The organism is Chryseobacterium sp. SIMBA_028 (assembly GCF_046535285.1).
In the GTDB taxonomy this organism is placed as follows: Bacteria; Bacteroidota; Bacteroidia; order Flavobacteriales; family Weeksellaceae; genus Chryseobacterium.
The window spans coordinates 292,909-310,900 of the sequence record NZ_JAWRWZ010000002.1 but is presented as its reverse complement, the minus strand read 5'-3'; the positions used below and the strand labels follow the sequence as shown (position 1 = coordinate 310,900).

Below are 17,992 nucleotides of genomic sequence, written 5' to 3'. Positions count from 1 at the left end.
TAGTACCGCCTATAAAACGTAAAATCCCGGTCTAAGAAAGATCCAGGATTTTACTAGTGAAAAACAAGGTATTTTTACATCGCAGGCCCAGCTGCGTCTTTTATTTCTTCTAATAATTTTTTTCGTTCACGAAGTCTTCTTCTTGCAATAACAGACTTACCGCCAAGAACTCTTACAAATCTGAAATATTTGAATCGTTTTGCTCCAAAATGGTGAGTGATCACATAAAGCATCACTCCAAAGCCTGCCAGAATAATATATCCGAATATCTTTTTACTGGCAATGATGATGGCGTTCAGCTGAATGGCTTTCATATTGGCAGCAACATTTTGGGGAGAAACAGTCATCCCATCCATATAAACAGCAAGATCTCCTATAGCAATCACCTGAAAATGATATTGAAACCATGAATATATTGCTGAGAAGATTCCTACAGCCAAAAAGGTTCTCCATACCAATACTAATCCGATTGCCGCAAGCATGTCATTCATCTCAAGCTTATCCAGTGTATAAAACCATACTGAAATAAACAGGGAACACATTCCGTAACCTTTCAGGAACATGGGGAGGTACCAGTTTTCATAATTGAACTCCAGAACCATGGAGAAATACATAATAATGACATATCCCATCATGGCTGAAAACCCTGAAAATATGTACATCTTCAATGGTTTTTCTTTTTTAAACCAGAAGATTGCCATAATTCCCGCTATAATAATCCCGGGAATCATCAGCATACTTAACCAGGCATTTGTTAATAGATCATATCCCAAAACTCCTACTGCAAAAGTATTCTGAAGTGAAGCTGTCCCTAAAAACATCCCCAACCAGAATAGCATAAACAGTCCGTGCAGCACATTATTCCTTGTGAAAATCTTGAATGAGAGATAGGGTCTCTTTAATGTTAACTGCCGGATGGTAAGCAGTGCAAAGCTTACAAAAGCGGCAATACTGGCACTGATAATATTCTTTGAGTTCAGCCAGTCCTGCTGCCTTCCGAAAGAATATACATAGGCAGAAAACATAAATGCAGAAATGAAAAGGATGATACTCAGCCAATCAATATAATGTAAGGGTACCTTCAGTGCAAAATACTTATCATGCATAAAAATCCAATGTATAAGAGCCAGAATAAAGCATAAAACAGATGTCAGTATGTAAAATTGCTGCCAGTTATAAAGAAGAGCAAATTGAGCAGAATAATAAACAGCTACCTGATTCATTACAAGAACGAACGTATAGAATACTCCATAGAACATTCCACGGTTTCCAATCATCATCATAAGTGGTAAAAACAGCTCTATGGTCACCATCATTTTCATGAACCCGATAAGCAGGGAACTGAATACAAAAACCATAGGTTGTAAAGTAGTCGCATTGATGTAACTTAACAATCCTAAAATTACCAGTAAAGCCACCATTTTATCTCTCACCTTGAATCTCATCTTCATTCTGATGACAATTGGCATACAGGCACCCATCCCTATCGTAGTAGCATAGTTTGCCCACATAAAATATTCTGTCATTGCGCCGGTACCACTCACCAGATAACTGATGTTTCCCGTATACACACCACCCAAAGGCATTACCACTGCAAGCAGTAATACAATCAGCAGCAGCTGTACGGGTTTTGGCACCCAATCGCTATATAATCCTTTGTTGTACATGTTTTTTTAGATAATAGATTAGAGATAACAGATTTCAGATCACAGACTTTACATCATCATTTTATAATCAATCCCCTGCATTAAGCCTGAAATCTGATGTCTGAAATCTAGTACCTTTTGACTTAGTTAATATTTACATTCATGTTCATCCCGGCACTCAGTTTTTCCAGACTTTCCTTTTTATTGGAAGCAGTAAACTCTATTCTCACGGGAATTCTTTGCTGTACCTTAATGAAGTTTCCTGTTGAGTTATCCGTTGGTACACTTGAATATCTTGATCCTGTTGCGGCGGAAATAGCTGTTACTACCCCTTCAAATTTTTGTCCTCCTAAAGCATCCGCTGTCATCGTTATTTTTTCACCTACTTTAATGTGGGGCATCTGACTTTCCAGAAAATTAGCAGTCACCCATTTCTGACCGTTTAGAACAATGGTGGCTACTTGTTGTCCTGGTTGAATCAATTGCCCTTCAGAAATAGTTCTTCTCCCCATTATCCCATCATAAGGAGCGGTAATTACTGTATAAGAAAGATTAATTTTTGCCATATCCAAGGCAGATTTTGTTCTGTTAATCTCAGCATCATTAATTCCTAATCTGCTTTTTACTTCTGTAGTGGAAAGATTAGCCGATTGCTTTTGGTTTACCAGCATTTCATAAGCTGCCTTTTGAGCATCATATTCTGTTTTTACCTGATCGTATTGTTGTCTTGTCACCGCTTCTGCCGTCAAAAGATTTTTATATCGGTTTAAGTTTTGTTCAGCATTCCAAAGTCTTGCTTTTGCTCCTGCAATATTAGACTGCATCACATTGATATTGTTGGATACTGTATTCACAGAAGAACTTGTAGCAGACTTTTGAGCCATTGCGTTTTGATAAGCCGCTTCAGCCTGTCCCAGTTGGGTTAAAATCTCACGATTATCAAGAATAACCAAGGTATCCCCTTTTTTTACTCTTTGGTGTTCTATGAACTTTATGTCTTTAATATAAGCAGACACCCTTGTGTTAATAGGATTGATAAATTCTTCTACCTGTGCCGCTTCTGTATATGTTTTATTTCCGATATGGAAGTATTCACGTATTAACCAAAACAATCCAAAGCCAATGATCAGAAAAACGATAATATTAGAAATGATCGCTCTGATTTTATTGGTCTTATTCTGCTTTTTTTTGTTGTCTCCGCTTGGTGTTGCCGGAGTTGTATTTTGAGTTGTTTGTTCCTTGTTTTCCATTGTGTTGATTTTCAGTTTTAAAAATTAAAGAGTTCCTGTAGATTTCAAAAGGTTATAGTATTGATACAAAACATTGATCTCTGCATTGGCATAATCCAGCTCTGATTGCAGTTTCTGGTTCTGGGCATCAATCATTTCCGCCTGTACAGCCAGTTGATTCAGATATTTGGCTTCGGTGATCTTGTAGTTTTCCTCTGCCAGTCTTTTAGAATCGTTCAGAATATCCGCCTGCTGCATCGCTTCCTGATATTTTGTGTAGGCTGCATTCACTCCCATATCTATATTCTGCTGTACCAGAGTCATAGCATTACTGGCCTGATTCTTTTGCAGCTCACCCAGTTTTACTTTTTCCTTTGTTTTATACAGGTTATCTATATTGTAACTAAGAGAAACACCTGTCTGCCATCCTCCTGAATACATATCCAAGACAGGATTTCTCGTAGTAATTGGTCTTTGTAAGGTATATCCCCCGAATCCCGCTACAGTAGGCATATTGTCGGTTCTTATAATTTCAATGTTCTTATCAGCAACATCTATGTTCTTTTGTGCAGACTTCAGCATTGGATTACTATCATGAGCAAGACTCACATAATAGTCCATTCCGATTCCGGCTTCTTTATTATTTAAATTTTCAGTAGGAACAATTTCTGTATCAGAAGATAAACCTAAGGCAACATTTAAATTATAATTAAGGATTTTTTTATTGTTTGAAAGAGTCAGAATACCCTGATCCAGGTTTTTAAGGGCCAGCTCACCACGAATGACTTCGTTTCTGGTTACCATTCCCTGCTGATAGAACTTCTGGATATTTTTAAGACGTTCCTGAGCTAGCTTTTTATTATTCTGAAAAACCACTTCCTGATTGATAATCTTATATACATCCAAATAATTTGAAATCACTAAAAATTTCACATCCTGTTTATTTTTCTCCAGATCCAACTCAGAAAGCTGTTCACGAAGTCCCGCCATTTCAATAGATTTGTTTACCAATCCTCCCTTAAAGATCAGCTGTGTTGCCTGTACGGCATAAGAACTTCCATAATGAGGCATCGGAACCTTTGTAGAATTTGAAAAGTCTTTATCAATGGCTACTGCATCTCCTAAATAGAATTGGCTTGTAGAAGCGGTGATCGTAGGCAGTTTCTGAAGCTTTACAACATTGGTATTCTGCTTTGCAATATCAATATTTTGAGCCGAAACTTTCAACTGCTGATGATTTTGTATAGCCAATTCGGCCACCTCACCTGCGGTCATCTGTTTAATCTGTTGTGAAAAAAACAGCGCAGGAAAAGCCGCTATCAGAACTGATAGTGCTGTTTTTATTTTCTTTGTCATTTTACCTTGTTTTACAGATGCAAAGTTAGGAGAACAACAAAATCAATCAAATGTTTGATTATTGGAAAAAGATGTTCAAATGTAGGATTTTAACTTTCGAACTGATGTCTATATTGTCTGGGACTTACTTCAAGGTGTTTTTTAAAAAAGTGAGAAAATGCATACTGATCACTAAAACCAAGGATTGAAGAAATCTCCGAAACCGGCTTACTGGAAGAGTTTAAAAGCACTTTTGCTTCATTAATTACAATTAAAGCAATAATATGGCTCGCTGTTTTTCCTGTCACTTCTTTCACCACTGAAGAAAGATGTCTGGTTGTAATCGATTGCCGTTCGGCATAGAACTCCACGGTTCTTTCTGTAAGGTGATATTCGGAAAGGTCAGTAAGAAATACAAAAACAATCTCTTCCTGCCTAGACATCTGATTCATAGAATTATTGTCTTCCTTAGAAATGATTCCTGCCATTTGATAGCAGAAAACAGAAAAGAGATGTTCTACCATTTCTTTTTTATACAGCATTTCAGTTTCAGAGTCAAGAATATATTTCAGGAAATTAACACTTTTCCAGACTACTTCCATTTCACTTTCAGGAAAAGGAACTCCTCTGTTCATCTGCTGTCTGAAATAACGGTAAGTAATTAATCTGTTAAATTTTAAGGATAGAGCTGAGATAAATTCTCTTTTATAGGAAACCATCCTGGACTGAAAGTCGTCACTCACTGCCACCACTTCATAAATTGTCTGCGGATCGGTTACCATAAACATATTGGCCGAAACCTCAAGATCACTGAAGTGCTGACGAAGCTTTATGGTTCCGGATTTTATAAAAATAAATGCCGGATTATCAGGACGGAAAGGCTTATCGACAGCGATTCTCTCGAAAATATTACGTTGCGTAAAAATTTCAACTCCGAATTTTTCTAAGGCAGACATATCACAAATGTAAGCAATCTTATCACCGATTACAAAATTTTATTATTTTAGCATATATCCAATTCCTTCATTATGAGAAAGGTTGATTTATTATTTGTAGAATATAGTAAAAGCCATAGAAACCCCACCAATAAGTTCATTCATTGGATTTGCGTTCCTCTGATTTTCTGTACTATTCTTGGCTTTATTTCCCTTATCCCATCACCCCATTTCTGTTTATCCTACTTCGGATGTATCAGTATTGTGAGTTTAATTGCCATTATCCTGATCAGTCTGTTCTATATCAGACTCTCCCTGTTAATTGCTGTCGTGATGGTTGTGATAATGCTTCTGATGGAACATTCCATCTATCTGACCAATATCCACCTTGGTAAGCAATCCTGGATCGCTTACCTCAGTGTTTTTGTGATGACCTGGATCTTCCAGTTCATAGGACATAAAATTGAGGGAAAGAAACCGTCATTTCTTAAAGATCTTCAGTTCTTGTTAATCGGACCTATATGGCTTTTGGGGTTTATTCTCAAAAAAATAGGGATTAGATACTAATCTTCCAAAGCATAAACAGCAAAACTTGCCAGCCAGTGGTCCCCGCCATAGTTCCCTTGAAATAATAGAGGAAGCCCATTGGCTAAAAAAACGTCTGCTGTTTTCTGAAAGTCTTTTTTCAATGGATGGTTAGCAGGAAGCGCTTTTGCTATTCCTTTCATGCACCAGGCCTTTGAAAAGGATAATCCTACAAGGTGAACCGTCTGATAATCGCTTAAATCACTTACAACAGGTATTTGTTCTATATTCTCCAGGCTTCTTTTTTCATAGAAATTATTTAGCCATAATACAAATTCTTTTTGGGGCAGGACTCTCCGCATAAGATCAGCAATTTCAAGGCTTGGCGAAAAGAAATCTGAACCATCAGGCTCCAGATACGCTGGTGTTTTCTGATCTTTCAGGAAAAAATACTTTGCCTTTTCCATCAGTTGATTTTCAAACTCCTTATCTTTATTTGCTCTTGCCCAATCGATGGCAAAAGCCATTGCAAAAGCTGTATTTGGGTGAACACCGATTCTGTTTGGATAGGTTTGTTTTGGAAGATAAGCTTTCCATGATGTAAGAATTTGATCTGTTAACGGCTTCAAATTTTGATGCCAGATTTTAGCTTTCGGATGTTCCCAATGGGTAAGCTCTTCATCCAATTTTAGAATCCACGCCCAGCCGTATGTTCTTTCAAATGTACCTGTCAGCTGATATTTCGTGAAATAATCTGCTTCTATTTGAAGCCTTTCTTTTTGAAATGACTCATCGAGAATTTTTTCAATCTCCTTTGCATTAGATAAATTGGACTTTATCTTCAAAAGTCTCGTCAGCATCCAATGTCCATGAACAGAGCTATGCCAATCAAAGCAACCATAAAAACTCGGATGAAGATCTTTAGGTGTTAAAGGAACTTCTCCTGCATTATTGATGATATGCGCTGTTTTATTGGGATATTCCTGATTGATACAATGAAGTGGTTTATCTGCCAATTTTAGAGCAATTTCGTCCGTAAGCTTCGGAATTTCCTGAGCGTACATCAAAAATGGTGAAAACACAAATACTAAAAGACTTTTTCTCATGTATTAAAAATAGAAAATAATGTAAGCCCTTTCCAACTTTTATTGAAATTAAAGCATCATTATTATATAAACCGAAGTGATTTTAAGATTTCAACTTATTTAAGCATGCTTTTTGATAATATTTTTAAAAATAATTCATGAAAAACACCCTTTTATTATTATACTGCCTTTTTCTGACCAATTGCAGTAAATCCGCTTCAGATAAACATTCTGTAAATACTGAAATAGCTCAATCTAAGAATGAGGCTCCCATGATGGCTTTGGACGTTTCTTCTGAACCTCTCCCCCCGCCTCCACCAATGGAAGCGGCATCTTTAACAAAAACGTCCGTTATAGAATCTACATCACCAAAAAAAATAGATACTATTTCCCGAAAGATTATTAAAAACGGAGATATGCGAATTCAGGTTGGAGATATTAAAAAAGCTCAAATACAGGTTAATAACATCCTGAAAAACAATAAAGCCTATATCCAAAATGAAGAATTTAAAAATACAGATGCGGATGAAAATCTGGATCTTACTATTCGGGTTCCCCACAAAAACTTTGATGCGCTTGTTAGTTCCTTTTCCGATGGCTTGGGTTCTATCTTATCAAAAAACATCTCTTCTGATGATGTTACGGAGGAATATACGGATGTTTCCATCAAATTAGCCAACAAGAAAATTTATCTTGAGAAGTATCGGGATATGCTTAGAAATGCAGCTACTACAAAAGATATGCTTGAGATTCAGGAAAATATCAGGGAACTAGAGGATGAAATTGATGTCTCTGAGGGCAGACTCCGATTTATTGATGACCGAGTGAATTACAGCACTCTAAATTTGAATCTGTATAAAGAAAAAGTGAGAAGTTCCGCTACTTCAAAGATTGGTTTTGGAAGCCGTTTTGTGGATTCTTTAACTGAGGGTTGGAATAGTTTTGTAGGTTTTCTACTGGGAATGGTTTCATTATGGCCTTTCTTTTTGCTTATTCCAATCATTATCGTTCTTTGGAGAAAATGGAGATCAAAGAAAAAAGATAAAAATTGATCTATTAAAAATCAATAACAATGCAATAATCCTGTTAGCAGCTATTAAATATTTTTCAAAAAAAGAGAATTTAAAAATAGCTAAAACAATAAAAAGCCACCTTTATGACAAGGTGGCTTTTATTTTCTATATTCTTTTATTATTTTCTAATGGTTTTGGTGATACTACTGCCATCTTTATAAAGGATTTTCACAAAATAGATTCCAGACTGAAGACGGTGGATATCCATATTGTTCTTTCCTGGATTCATAAAAGTCATTAACTGAAGTCCGTGAGGAGTAATAACATCTACTCTACTTATTTTACCATAGTAGCTTTCAGGTACAAAATTGATCATATGCCCGGATATGATCACCGAAAGATCATTCTCCTTATTTGCAAGAGCTAATGTTTTACAGCTCTGACTTTCATTACAGTCGCTTACAATTTTCCAAACAGCATTACTTGCTGGTGCTTCTCCCGGATTAGCATACCATTTGTTTTCCCAGATTTTGCAAGCATGGAATACTTTTGTTCCTACTGTTGGATAAGTTTTTGCCGGGTTATATTCTTGTGCTCCACAATAAATCACCGGACCGTTTGATTCACAACCTGGTCCTTCTGTGCATGCACTTACTTCTTCCCATACCATATTGGTTCCCGGCATTTCTCCCGGATTCGCATACCATTTATTTTTCCATATTTTACAAGAATAAAAAACTTTTACTCCAGCTGTAGGATATGCATTGACAGCATTATACTGCTCTGCTCCGCAATAGGATTGACCATTCCCTGATGTAACTTTCTTCGTTCTGACTTTTAATTCATTACTCATATCAGAGAGCTGATTGTTCATGGCAACAGATTTAACTGTATAAAGATATTCTGTGTCCTGCGCCAAACTTGTTCGTAAAAAGCTTGTTTGTACCGTTTCTCCTACCTTGATTCCATTTTCAAAAATCTGGTAATTTTTAATTCCCTGGGAGTGGGTAGAAGCCATCCACATGAGTGAAACTGAGTTTTCAGTAACCGCCATTGAATGGAGGTTGGATGGTGCCGTAGGTTTTTCAAGTGTCCCTTCAGTATTTGTTTTCACATTGAGTGGCGTACTTTTTCCTGAAGTAAGCCCCGAAGAACCTTTAGCCTGTACCTCATATGTATAAACCGTATTAGCAGTTAAACCAGTATCTTCAAATGACGCTCCGCTTACCTGCTGAATATTTTGTCCATTGCGGAAAACATTGTAAGATACAGCATCTGACTGCGGATTCCAGCTTATTTTAGCAGAAGAACTGGTTACTCCAACCTGTGATAATCCTGTAGGAGTGGCAGGTGCAGAAACCCCTGTTCCAGACGTTACATTAACATCAATTACATTATAAAATGCATTGGTGGTATCTGCTACATCCCAAACTGCTAAAATTATATGATAACCTGTACGGTTAGCAGGAACAGTAATCTGATGAGAAACATTATCCTGCGGTGGAGTACCATTATGCGTGATTGTACCAATAAGTTCAAGATCCTGGCGGGAAAGAGGTTTATTGGGGTCCCAGCCTTGCTTTGTCATGTAATAATGCCATTTAGCAGTTGCATGATAAGCCAGATATTTCCAGATAAAGGCATTCACACCCGTTGTGATATTGGTTTTCTTCCATCGATTAGCATTTTGGATATCCAGCGTAGTATCTCCACCTATACTTCCATTAGCAGAGGCAATTTTCCCATCTGCCGGACCCAAAGCAGGGAAGCCTTTTGGAGCTTCCAGAGATCCGGGTTCATTAATAATGGATCCATAGATGCTAAATGCTGTAGAATAACCGAGTGTAGCCTTATCCAGACTTCCCTGATATCCTCGTGAGGCCGGACTCATTACATATCCGTGTGCAGACAAATGAATTAAGGAAGGTACCAGTAGGGCCAAGATCAGCAATACCGGAAAAAAAATTTTGCGTGTCATCATATTTAAATTTTTGGTGTCGATTTTATCAGATCAATTGTACATACAACTGAATTTTTAAACTATTGTATTCTAAATAATTAAAGAAACACAAAGGATATTAGCTGAAATACATAAAAAAAACAATTTATAAAATATTCAATAAAACTTCAATTAAACAACACATATGTGTTAATATTTAAATTTAAAACAAACAATAATAATCCATAATATATTATCATTAGCATATATTTACTATAATATAAAAACATAAATATATAAAAATTAAATAAATTAATCACATATTATTGAAATAAAATCAACACGAATCAATGCTAAACAGAATGAAGATAGAAAATGAAAACATAAGGCACTATTAGTTCTGTGATTTTTAAGGAATTAAAGAAATTTCTTTTTTAAAGGCAAAAAAAAAGCTGGGAGAATTGATCATTCTCTCAGCCTCTATATCTTAAAGACTTTTATCTCCAAAGTTTATAAACTAATGGAGTAAAACTTATTTCCCAAGTACAAATACAGCTGGAACTTTATGCAACTCCGGCTTTTGTTTTTGCCAGTCTTTTATTGTTTTGGTACTGATAAACTCATGTTCCGGATCATTAATATTGGCAGCAATACAAAGCTTTGTATTAGGTGATAAAAACTTTGTAAGGTCTTCAAAAAGGGCATTATTTCGGTAAGGAGTTTCCATAAAAATCTGTGAATAACCGGTTTTCTGAACCATGCCTTCCAGATGTTGGATTTGTTTCTTTTTCTCACCTTTATCAATGGGAAGATACCCGTGAAATGTAAACTCCTGCCCGTTAAAACCACTGGAAATCAATGCTAAAATAATGGATGATGGTCCTGAAATAGGAATCACTCTGATGTTCTTTTCATGACACCATTTTACAATCAAATTCCCCGGATCTGCAATACACGGCAGCCCCGCCTCAGATAGCAAGCCAAAGTCCTGCCCTTTCATCATCAACTCCTGAGCTTCCTTAATATCTGCATTCTCTGTATACTTATCCAATAGGAATAGCTTCAGATCTGCCTGTTTCTTTTCCGGAGCAAAGAATTTAACGACTTTTCTGGCTGTTTTTTCATTTTCTACAAAGAAGTAATCAGTTTGCATGATGTAATCCTTTATAACAGGTGAAAAATGGGTGATAGAAGTATTTTCAGACAGGTAAGCTGGAAGTAAAAAAAGCATATGATTTCTATTAAAAATTATGAGTTTAAATGATGAGTTTGATTGGTCAGATGGGCCGCTATTTTGTTACAACCGGCATCCAATAACTGAAAGACTTTTTCGAAGTCTTCCATTCCACCCCAATACGGATCTGGAACTTCAGTATTTTCATATTCTCCGGCGGCCTCTAAAAACAACGATACTTTTTGTCGTTCTTCTTCATTTCTAGCCTTGGAAATAACATCTTTGTATACACTGGCATCCATGCAGTAGATTTGATCAAAAATCTCAAAATCTGTTTTTGTAATAGGTCTTGACTTCTGCTTGGATATATCAATATTATGATGAGCTGCGGTTTTCACGGCTCTTTTATCAGGATGTTCACCCTCATGCATAGAAATCGTTCCGGCAGAGTCTACCAAAAAATTCTGCGGGAGTTTTGATTTCATAATCCCCTCTGCTAAAGGGCTTCTGCATATGTTCCCCAGACAGACCATCAAAATTTTCATAATTCTATAATTGAAAGGGTTAAAAGATATTTTATTTTATGTGACAAAACTAAATAAAAAATGAAGAATACAACGATTCTCCATTTTAAATTATTTTGGCTTAAGAGTGATTACTGTTTGATTCTTTCAGTAAGATCCTTAACGTATTTCTTAATTTCTTTATCAATTTTTGAAACATCCTTGATGGTATCACAAGCATACATTACTGTTGAGTGATCCTTACCTCCCATTTCTTCACCAATCTTAGTAAATGTAGAATTAGTAAATGCTTTTGAGAAGTACATCGCCAGCTGTCTTGGTAATGCGATCTCTCTTTTTCTTGTTTTGGAAAGAAGCTGTTCTTTTTTGATTCCAAAATAGTCGCATACCACTTCCTGAATGTAAGGAATATTGATTACTTTCTTTTGGTTGGCAGCAATTCTGTTGATGGTTTCCTTTAATAGCTCAAGGCTTAAGTCTCTCTTATATACGGTAGAATATGCAATTACTGAGTTGATAACCCCGATTAGCTCTCTTACGTTAGTTTTTGCTTCTGCAGCAAGGAAGTCAAGCATATCTCCTGGAAGAACAATTCCGTCTCTGCTTAATTTGTCTTCAATAATCTGTCTTCTTGTAGATAAATCCGGAGATTTTATTTCTGCAGAAAGCCCCCATTTGAAACGGGAAACAATTCTATCCTGAATATCCATAATATCTGCCGGAGCTTTATCTGAAGTAAGGATGATTTGCTTTCCATTTTGATGCAGGTGATCGAAGATATGGAAGAAGCTATCCTGAGTTGCAGATTTTCCTGATAAGAACTGAATATCATCTATAATCAGTACATCTACCATTTGATAGAAGTTTGCAAATTCTGTCTGCTTATGAGCTTTTGCAGCTGAAATAAACTGCTGGATGAATTTTTCTGAAGATAGGTAAAGTACTACCTTATCCGGAAACTGGTTCTTTACTTCAAGACCAACTGCCTGACCTAAGTGAGTTTTTCCAACTCCATAACCACCGTATAAAAATAGTGGATTAAATGCTGTAGCTCCCGGTCTTTTGGCAATGGATCTGGCCACAGTAGCTGCAAATTTATTGCTTTCTCCTTCTACATAGCTATCAAATGAATAATCCGGCTTCAGATTAGAGTCAATATTTACTTTTCTTATTCCAGGGACCACGAAAGGGTTTACAATATTAGCTGAAAATCCTTGTGGCATTGTTTCTTGCGTTTTTGGAGTAGGAACACTTTGTCCCTTCATATTCATGGTAACCGGTTTTTCCTCTCCTTTGGGTCTATTCTCCATTACGGAATACCATAGTTTAACTCCTTTTCCAACATTTTTCTTCAGGGCAGCAGAAAGCAGGGATAAGTAATTATCCTCAATGTATTCCTTGTAAAAATCACTCGGTACGATAAGTGTAAGGTTATTAGCAACTAATGAAAGTGGCTGTACCTTATCAAATAACATATCGAAAGATTTTTCAAGTTTCTTCAGGTCAGAATTATCTTCAGCTGCGTTCAAGTTATCGCGCATAAACTGAAGGCACTTCTGCCATATCATCATTAAATTGTCATCCATTATTATGCCCTGATTATTCTTTGTTTGTACTGTTTTTTAGAAGGAAGACAAAGGTCCAATATTTTCTTTTCAAAAAAAAATATTGCAGGTATTGATTATTTAAAAATATATTTGTATGTATAATTTAACGCCTAAAATGATACACACAACACACTCAATACGAGTACGTTACGCAGAGACAGATCCTATGAAATATGTATACTACGGTAACTATGCAGAATACTTTGAAGTGGGCCGGGTTGAGCTCTTCCGAAGCATAGGAATTTCATACGATGAAATTGAAAACCAAGGAATTTGGTTACCTGTTTCAGAGTATAAAATTAAGTATATTCGACCAGCTTTGTATGATCAAAAATTAGAAATTCATACGTATGTAAAAAAAATTCCGGGGGTAAGAATTGATTTTGAATATGAAATTTACAATGAAGAGCATATTAAAATTACAGAGGCTTCCACTACTCTCTTCTTTCTGGATGCAAAAACAAACAAGGTAATTAAGTGTCCGGATTTTCTGATGGAACTTATTGAATCCAATTGGAAGTAAGTCAGGTTATAGGTTATAGAAGAAAATACAATTCCTAATAATAGGCACAGCCATAAACATTGAACCTTAAACGTTATCCTATTTGTGATTTAATTCGCACCTTTGTACCTTTATTTTTTTAATCATACCTTATATCAATATTTATGAAGATTGCATTTTTGGGGCCTCATGCCAGCTTTACCCAGCTTGCTACTGCGCAGCTCTTTCCTAATGATGAGTTATTACCACAAGCCAGTATTCTGGATTGTTTCAGTGCAGTGGAAAACGGAGATGTAGCAAAGGCAGTTGTACCCTTAGAAAATTCCATAGAAGGAACTGTTTCCATGACGCTGGATTATTTGTATAAGACACCGTCTATTAAAATTGAAGCAGAAGCAGTGATGCCTATTGCCCATCACCTTATGATTCATCCGGACAATTCTATTGAGGATATAGAGAGCATTTACTCGCATCCCCAGGCATTGGCACAAAGCTTTCATTTCCTAGACACTCATTATAAGGGTATTCCAAAACAGGATTTCTCTTCTACAGCAGCAGCAGCTAAATACGTTTCTGAAAACAAGGACATTAAAATTGCGGCTGTAGCCAATCAGTACGCAGCCAATTTATATGGATTGAAAATCATTAACCGTAATATACAGGATTTTGAGCAGAACCATACCCGGTTTATCATCATATCAAAGCTACAGGATAAGTATGAAAATGAAACCCTACAGACTCTTGGGGAGAAATCCGGTATGCTTATTACCCTTCCCGAGGACCATCCTGGAGGGCTGCATCAGGTTTTATCAGTTTTTGCTTGGAGAAAAATGAACCTCAGTAAAATTGAATCAAGAACTTTAAAAACTGGATTAGGAAACTACTTCTTCTTTATCAATGTGGAAGGTTCTTGGAATGATGTTCTTCACGGAAACGCTCTTAAAGAACTTGAATCCATCAATGCGGACATTGATTTCCTTGGAAATTATAAAGAATTCCTTCTGGAAAGCTAAAATAGATCAGCAAATCTGCTTAGAAAAACACTGTTATTTTAAATGACAGTGTTTTTTTATGGGTTATTTTGATCAAAAAAAACAAAAAAACAATAAAAAACATAACAATAAACACCTCATCAACAAAAGCTTATACCCTATAGAATAACCCACACAAAAGGGAGATTTATCTTTTTTAACCCCCTCAGATCCATCTATTTATTACGAATAAGTCATCAATAACCCGTAAATGCATTATGCGTTAATATTTAATGAAAAATAAACATACGTTTAAAAATATCATATCATAATTGAATAAAAAATAAAAAATTCACAATGTTGAGTATAATTTTTATTGTATATTTGTTAGCAACTAAATAAAAATCTTGATCATGAAAACTAAAATTTACAGCTTAGTATTAGCTTGTGCCACCTTGCCCCTCTTTTCACAAGTTGGTATCAACACTGACAACCCTACACAAACCTTAGATGTCAACGGAACAATGAGAGTTCGGAACACCCCTGCGGCAGCTACAGTAACTGGATACAATATTTTAGCTCAGGACACAGGTTCTCAAGAAGTTTATTCAATGGATCCGCAATTATTGATTGCTGCTTCTAATGTTAACCCAAGTATTTATGCGGCTAAGAAAACCACAGGAATCACTCTTTTAAGTCTTGGAATTCTCCCATCATCTTTCCAGCCTGTCAACTTTTTAGTAACAGACCGAAATATAGGTAGTGCTGCCTTATTTACAAATGCTGATGGTTCTTACAATATACCCTCTGCAGGAGTATATGCTGTTGGCTTTGCATTCAGATATGGATCAGGATTACAGGCATCTTTACTATCCGGAGCTCCAGGGATCGGAGTATTAAGAACAAGAGCAGGAGTATCTACCCTAATAGACACTCGTCCTTTTAGCGGTATCAATCTTGCCTTAGCAATCAATCTTACCCTTTCTGATTCAAGCATTAACTCCTTATATTCATTCCAGGCAAATGATAAAGTTTCTTTCGGCCTTACAGATTCCGGGGTTATTAATGCCGGATTATTAGGATCGAGTATTGCTTCATTCTACATCTATAAAGTATCAAATTAATATAAACATATTGTTAGTTATCTATACCGTTAGCCCATTACAACAACTGTAATGGGCTAATTTTTTGACACCTCAATTCAAATTTCTTTATATTTGATAAAAACTATATAATGAATGAATACTTTGCTGTTATACTAATTGTAGTTATTGCCATTGTCTTCAATACCCTGAACACGAAGATCCGAAAACTTGAAAAAGAAATATCAGATCTCAATTCCAGGGTCAATAAAACAACATTACAATCTGAAATAACTCCAGAAGTAACTCCGACTGAAGAAATCATCATTGCTCAACAAATACATCCACAGGAATCTCCTAGGGAGGACATAAAACCTCATGAGAATAAGAATTTACCTCCCACCGAACAAAAGGATTGGCTAAGTCCGGTATTTGAATTCTTAAAGCAGAATATTCTTACCATTATTGGTATTTTCACACTTGTATTAGGAATAGGCTACTTTGTAAAATATGCTATTGATAAAAACTGGATAGGAGAAACAGCAAGAGCCGGAATAGGTTTCTGTACAGCAGCCGGAATAATACTCATCGGACATTTTCTCCGAAAAAATTATAAAACATTTGCATCCATTATAACGGGAGGCGGAATTGCCATTTTATATTTTACCGCCACTATAGCTTTTAGGGAGTATCATTTATTCTCCCAAAATACAGCTTTCATGATCACTTCGGTGATTACAGCTATTTCCATTATTTTATCTTATTACTATAAAAGCGAGGTACTGATTATTATTTCATTGATTGGTGGTTTTACAGCACCATTGATGATCAGCACAGGACAAAGTAACTACCCTTTCCTATTCATTTATCTTACGCTTTTAAATATAGGAATGCTTTCAATAACTTTTCTTCAGCATTGGAAAAGCGTGGGATGGACAGCTTATATCTTCACCACAATTTATCTTTTTTATTGGACTGAAGAAAAACCGCAGCTGTTGAGTGTTACTTTTTACATGATCAGTTATATTATTTTCTACGTATTTGCTTTGCTTGACTATTTCAGAAAAAAGGAGCTTTCCACCCTTGATATTTTAATGCTTGTCTTGATTAATTGTTCAAGCGTCATAGGTCTCTATTATATCTTTGATCAATTACAATACGAACCTGTTATTATTTTCCCTATTGTTTTCGCAATAGTGAATGCTATCCTTTTCTTTAGGGAACTTGCAAGAAAAAGTACAGGAACTCCCTTTTCTGTTTTTGCAGGAATAGCAGTTAGTTTGGTTACCATAGCCATTGCCCTGCAGTTTAAAGCCCACGTCATCACAAGTATATGGGCCATAGAAAGCACCCTGCTTCTTTTTATTTGGAAAAAAACAGATCACAAAATCTTCAAAGCCTGCTTTCATCTCCTTTTTCCATTGGTGATCTTTGCCCAAATCGTTACCTGGAGCGAATATTTCAATGCAGAAAACCTCAAAATAATATTTAATCCTGTATTTTTAACCAGCCTGGTGACAATCATTGCAATAATAATTAATTTATATTTATTAAGGAATACAGAGAATAAAACAGAAAAGAATAACTTTTTTGAAGACCTTACTGCTATAATAAGTCATGGGACAATCTATACTGCCTTGCTTCTTGAGATCACCTACCACATGTATGATATGCCATGGGGACCTATTAGCAATGTAGGGCTATTATTCACCATCTATTATATTTTTGTATTATTGGTATTAAGAAAACAACTGAAAATCAGCAATGATATCCAAACGAGCCTGGTTATTATTCTTTGCTTTTTGATGACAATCAACATTTCCGCTTCTACATCAGAAGTAGTTGAGGATATCCTCTCAAAGGAACTTAAGTCTAGTTTTTATTTATTACACCTACTTCAATGGATCCCCCTCATCTATGTGCTTTTTAAAATCATTCCGAACACAGGGTTTCACAAATCCAAAATTTCTTTCTGGATCATTTCATTAGTACTTATTACTTCGGTAAGCTGTGAGCTTCATCATTCCTATGTTTTAGCTGTTTCTCAAGATGTCATGAGCTCTTATATAGCAAAGAGACATTTCAACATTCTTTATTTACCGATCATTTGGACTATTCTTGCCAGTCTATTTATTTATATCGGACTTAAAAAAGACATTCAGGAGTACAGCAAGATAGGATTTGTGCTTGTAGGAATTATGGTTCTAAAACTTTATGGCTATGATGTATGGCAAATGGATAACATTTCAAGAATCAGTGCATTTATTGCATTGGGAATACTATTGTTATTAAGTTCATTTATGTTCCAACGCCTTAAAAATGTCATCAAAAACCTGGTTGATAAAAAAGATAAAAACGAAGGAAATACAGACCTATAATTAACACAAAAGCTCTTATTTGTAAATAAAACCTAAAACATCTCAAG

The 17,992-nt window shown here is 35.9% G+C and carries 15 protein-coding genes; 6 read left to right on the top strand and 9 right to left on the bottom strand.

Annotated elements, in window-relative coordinates:
* Positions 1-74: 74 nt before the first annotated feature.
* The 4 genes from SCA31_RS03615 to SCA31_RS03600 all read right to left on the bottom strand — a co-directional run bounded on the left by SCA31_RS03615 (position 75) and on the right by SCA31_RS03600 (position 5,166).
* On the bottom strand, positions 75-1,667 hold the full coding sequence (locus SCA31_RS03615) for an MFS transporter (RefSeq protein ID WP_410695481.1): 1,593 nt from the start codon (positions 1,665-1,667) through the stop codon (positions 75-77).
* 122 nt (positions 1,668-1,789) lie between these two features.
* Positions 1,790-2,896 carry an HlyD family secretion protein gene (locus SCA31_RS03610; protein WP_410695480.1) on the bottom strand — a complete coding sequence of 369 codons (1,107 nt, stop codon included), beginning with the start codon at positions 2,894-2,896 and terminating at the stop codon, positions 1,790-1,792.
* A gap of 24 nt (positions 2,897-2,920) precedes the next feature.
* Complete coding sequence (locus SCA31_RS03605) at positions 2,921-4,231, bottom strand: TolC family protein (protein WP_410695479.1); 1,311 nt, start codon at positions 4,229-4,231, stop codon at positions 2,921-2,923.
* 89 nt (positions 4,232-4,320) lie between these two features.
* Positions 4,321-5,166, bottom strand: coding sequence for a helix-turn-helix domain-containing protein (locus tag SCA31_RS03600; RefSeq protein WP_410695478.1), 846 nt, complete (start codon positions 5,164-5,166; stop codon positions 4,321-4,323).
* Positions 5,167-5,238: 72 nt separating this feature from the next.
* Between SCA31_RS03600 and SCA31_RS03595 the strand changes: the two genes are divergently transcribed.
* A complete protein-coding gene (locus SCA31_RS03595) occupies positions 5,239-5,712 on the top strand; it encodes a DUF962 domain-containing protein (protein ID WP_410695477.1) in 474 nt (157 codons plus the stop codon).
* Here SCA31_RS03595 and SCA31_RS03590 read toward each other — a convergent pair.
* Positions 5,709-6,776 carry a DUF2891 domain-containing protein gene (locus SCA31_RS03590; RefSeq protein WP_410695476.1) on the bottom strand — a complete coding sequence of 356 codons (1,068 nt, stop codon included), beginning with the start codon at positions 6,774-6,776 and terminating at the stop codon, positions 5,709-5,711. The genes SCA31_RS03595 and SCA31_RS03590 overlap by 4 nt on opposite strands.
* Before the next feature lie 137 nt (positions 6,777-6,913).
* Here SCA31_RS03590 and SCA31_RS03585 point away from each other — a divergent pair, with 137 nt between their 5' ends.
* Positions 6,914-7,807 (top strand): DUF4349 domain-containing protein, encoded by an 894-nt coding sequence (locus tag SCA31_RS03585; protein ID WP_410695475.1) that lies wholly within the window; start codon positions 6,914-6,916, stop codon positions 7,805-7,807.
* Positions 7,808-7,946: 139 nt separating this feature from the next.
* On the opposite strand, the gene SCA31_RS03580 is transcribed toward SCA31_RS03585, so the two are convergent.
* From SCA31_RS03580 to dnaA, 4 genes are all read right to left on the bottom strand, one after another.
* Positions 7,947-9,746 carry a lytic polysaccharide monooxygenase gene (locus tag SCA31_RS03580; protein ID WP_410695474.1) on the bottom strand — a complete coding sequence of 600 codons (1,800 nt, stop codon included), beginning with the start codon at positions 9,744-9,746 and terminating at the stop codon, positions 7,947-7,949.
* Positions 9,747-10,239: 493 nt separating this feature from the next.
* On the bottom strand, positions 10,240-10,938 hold the full coding sequence (locus SCA31_RS03575; protein WP_410695473.1) for an SAM-dependent methyltransferase: 699 nt from the start codon (positions 10,936-10,938) through the stop codon (positions 10,240-10,242).
* Positions 10,939-10,955: 17 nt separating this feature from the next.
* On the bottom strand, positions 10,956-11,426 hold the full coding sequence (locus SCA31_RS03570) for a low molecular weight protein-tyrosine-phosphatase (RefSeq protein ID WP_410695472.1): 471 nt from the start codon (positions 11,424-11,426) through the stop codon (positions 10,956-10,958).
* Between the two features lie 110 nt (positions 11,427-11,536).
* On the bottom strand, positions 11,537-12,991 hold the full coding sequence (gene dnaA / locus SCA31_RS03565; protein WP_076354134.1) for a chromosomal replication initiator protein DnaA: 1,455 nt from the start codon (positions 12,989-12,991) through the stop codon (positions 11,537-11,539).
* A 136-nt stretch (positions 12,992-13,127) separates the two neighbouring features.
* On the opposite strand from dnaA, the gene SCA31_RS03560 reads away from it, so the two are divergent.
* The 4 genes from SCA31_RS03560 to SCA31_RS03545 all read left to right on the top strand — a co-directional run bounded on the left by SCA31_RS03560 (position 13,128) and on the right by SCA31_RS03545 (position 17,945).
* Entirely contained in the window at positions 13,128-13,535 is a 408-nt protein-coding gene (locus SCA31_RS03560; protein ID WP_410695607.1) for an acyl-CoA thioesterase, read from the top strand.
* Between the two features lie 143 nt (positions 13,536-13,678).
* Positions 13,679-14,527: a prephenate dehydratase gene (gene pheA / locus SCA31_RS03555; protein ID WP_410695471.1), complete on the top strand. Its 849-nt coding sequence runs from the start codon at positions 13,679-13,681 to the stop codon at positions 14,525-14,527.
* 371 nt (positions 14,528-14,898) lie between these two features.
* The gene (locus SCA31_RS03550) at positions 14,899-15,609 is read left to right on the top strand and encodes a hypothetical protein (protein ID WP_410695470.1); all 711 of its coding nucleotides are present in this window, start codon (positions 14,899-14,901) and stop codon (positions 15,607-15,609) included.
* A gap of 110 nt (positions 15,610-15,719) precedes the next feature.
* Positions 15,720-17,945, top strand: coding sequence for a DUF2339 domain-containing protein (locus tag SCA31_RS03545; protein ID WP_410695469.1), 2,226 nt, complete (start codon positions 15,720-15,722; stop codon positions 17,943-17,945).
* The last annotated feature ends 47 nt before the right edge of the window (positions 17,946-17,992 follow it).

What these genes read in the sequence shown, in the direction of transcription:
- SCA31_RS03615 (WP_410695481.1), bottom strand. Translation starts at nt 1,667, where the DNA reads ATGTACAACAAAGGATTATATAGCGATTGGGTGCCAAAACCCGTACAG.
- SCA31_RS03610 (WP_410695480.1), bottom strand. Translation starts at nt 2,896, where the DNA reads ATGGAAAACAAGGAACAAACAACTCAAAATACAACTCCGGCAACACCA.
- SCA31_RS03605 (WP_410695479.1), bottom strand. Translation starts at nt 4,231, where the DNA reads ATGACAAAGAAAATAAAAACAGCACTATCAGTTCTGATAGCGGCTTTT.
- SCA31_RS03600 (WP_410695478.1), bottom strand. Translation starts at nt 5,166, where the DNA reads ATGTCTGCCTTAGAAAAATTCGGAGTTGAAATTTTTACGCAACGTAAT.
- SCA31_RS03595 (WP_410695477.1), top strand. Translation starts at nt 5,239, where the DNA reads ATGAGAAAGGTTGATTTATTATTTGTAGAATATAGTAAAAGCCATAGA.
- SCA31_RS03590 (WP_410695476.1), bottom strand. Translation starts at nt 6,776, where the DNA reads ATGAGAAAAAGTCTTTTAGTATTTGTGTTTTCACCATTTTTGATGTAC.
- SCA31_RS03585 (WP_410695475.1), top strand. Translation starts at nt 6,914, where the DNA reads ATGAAAAACACCCTTTTATTATTATACTGCCTTTTTCTGACCAATTGC.
- SCA31_RS03580 (WP_410695474.1), bottom strand. Translation starts at nt 9,746, where the DNA reads ATGACACGCAAAATTTTTTTTCCGGTATTGCTGATCTTGGCCCTACTG.
- SCA31_RS03575 (WP_410695473.1), bottom strand. Translation starts at nt 10,938, where the DNA reads ATGCTTTTTTTACTTCCAGCTTACCTGTCTGAAAATACTTCTATCACC.
- SCA31_RS03570 (WP_410695472.1), bottom strand. Translation starts at nt 11,426, where the DNA reads ATGAAAATTTTGATGGTCTGTCTGGGGAACATATGCAGAAGCCCTTTA.
- dnaA (WP_076354134.1), bottom strand. Translation starts at nt 12,991, where the DNA reads ATGGATGACAATTTAATGATGATATGGCAGAAGTGCCTTCAGTTTATG.
- SCA31_RS03560 (WP_410695607.1), top strand. Translation starts at nt 13,128, where the DNA reads ATGATACACACAACACACTCAATACGAGTACGTTACGCAGAGACAGAT.
- pheA (WP_410695471.1), top strand. Translation starts at nt 13,679, where the DNA reads ATGAAGATTGCATTTTTGGGGCCTCATGCCAGCTTTACCCAGCTTGCT.
- SCA31_RS03550 (WP_410695470.1), top strand. Translation starts at nt 14,899, where the DNA reads ATGAAAACTAAAATTTACAGCTTAGTATTAGCTTGTGCCACCTTGCCC.
- SCA31_RS03545 (WP_410695469.1), top strand. Translation starts at nt 15,720, where the DNA reads ATGAATGAATACTTTGCTGTTATACTAATTGTAGTTATTGCCATTGTC.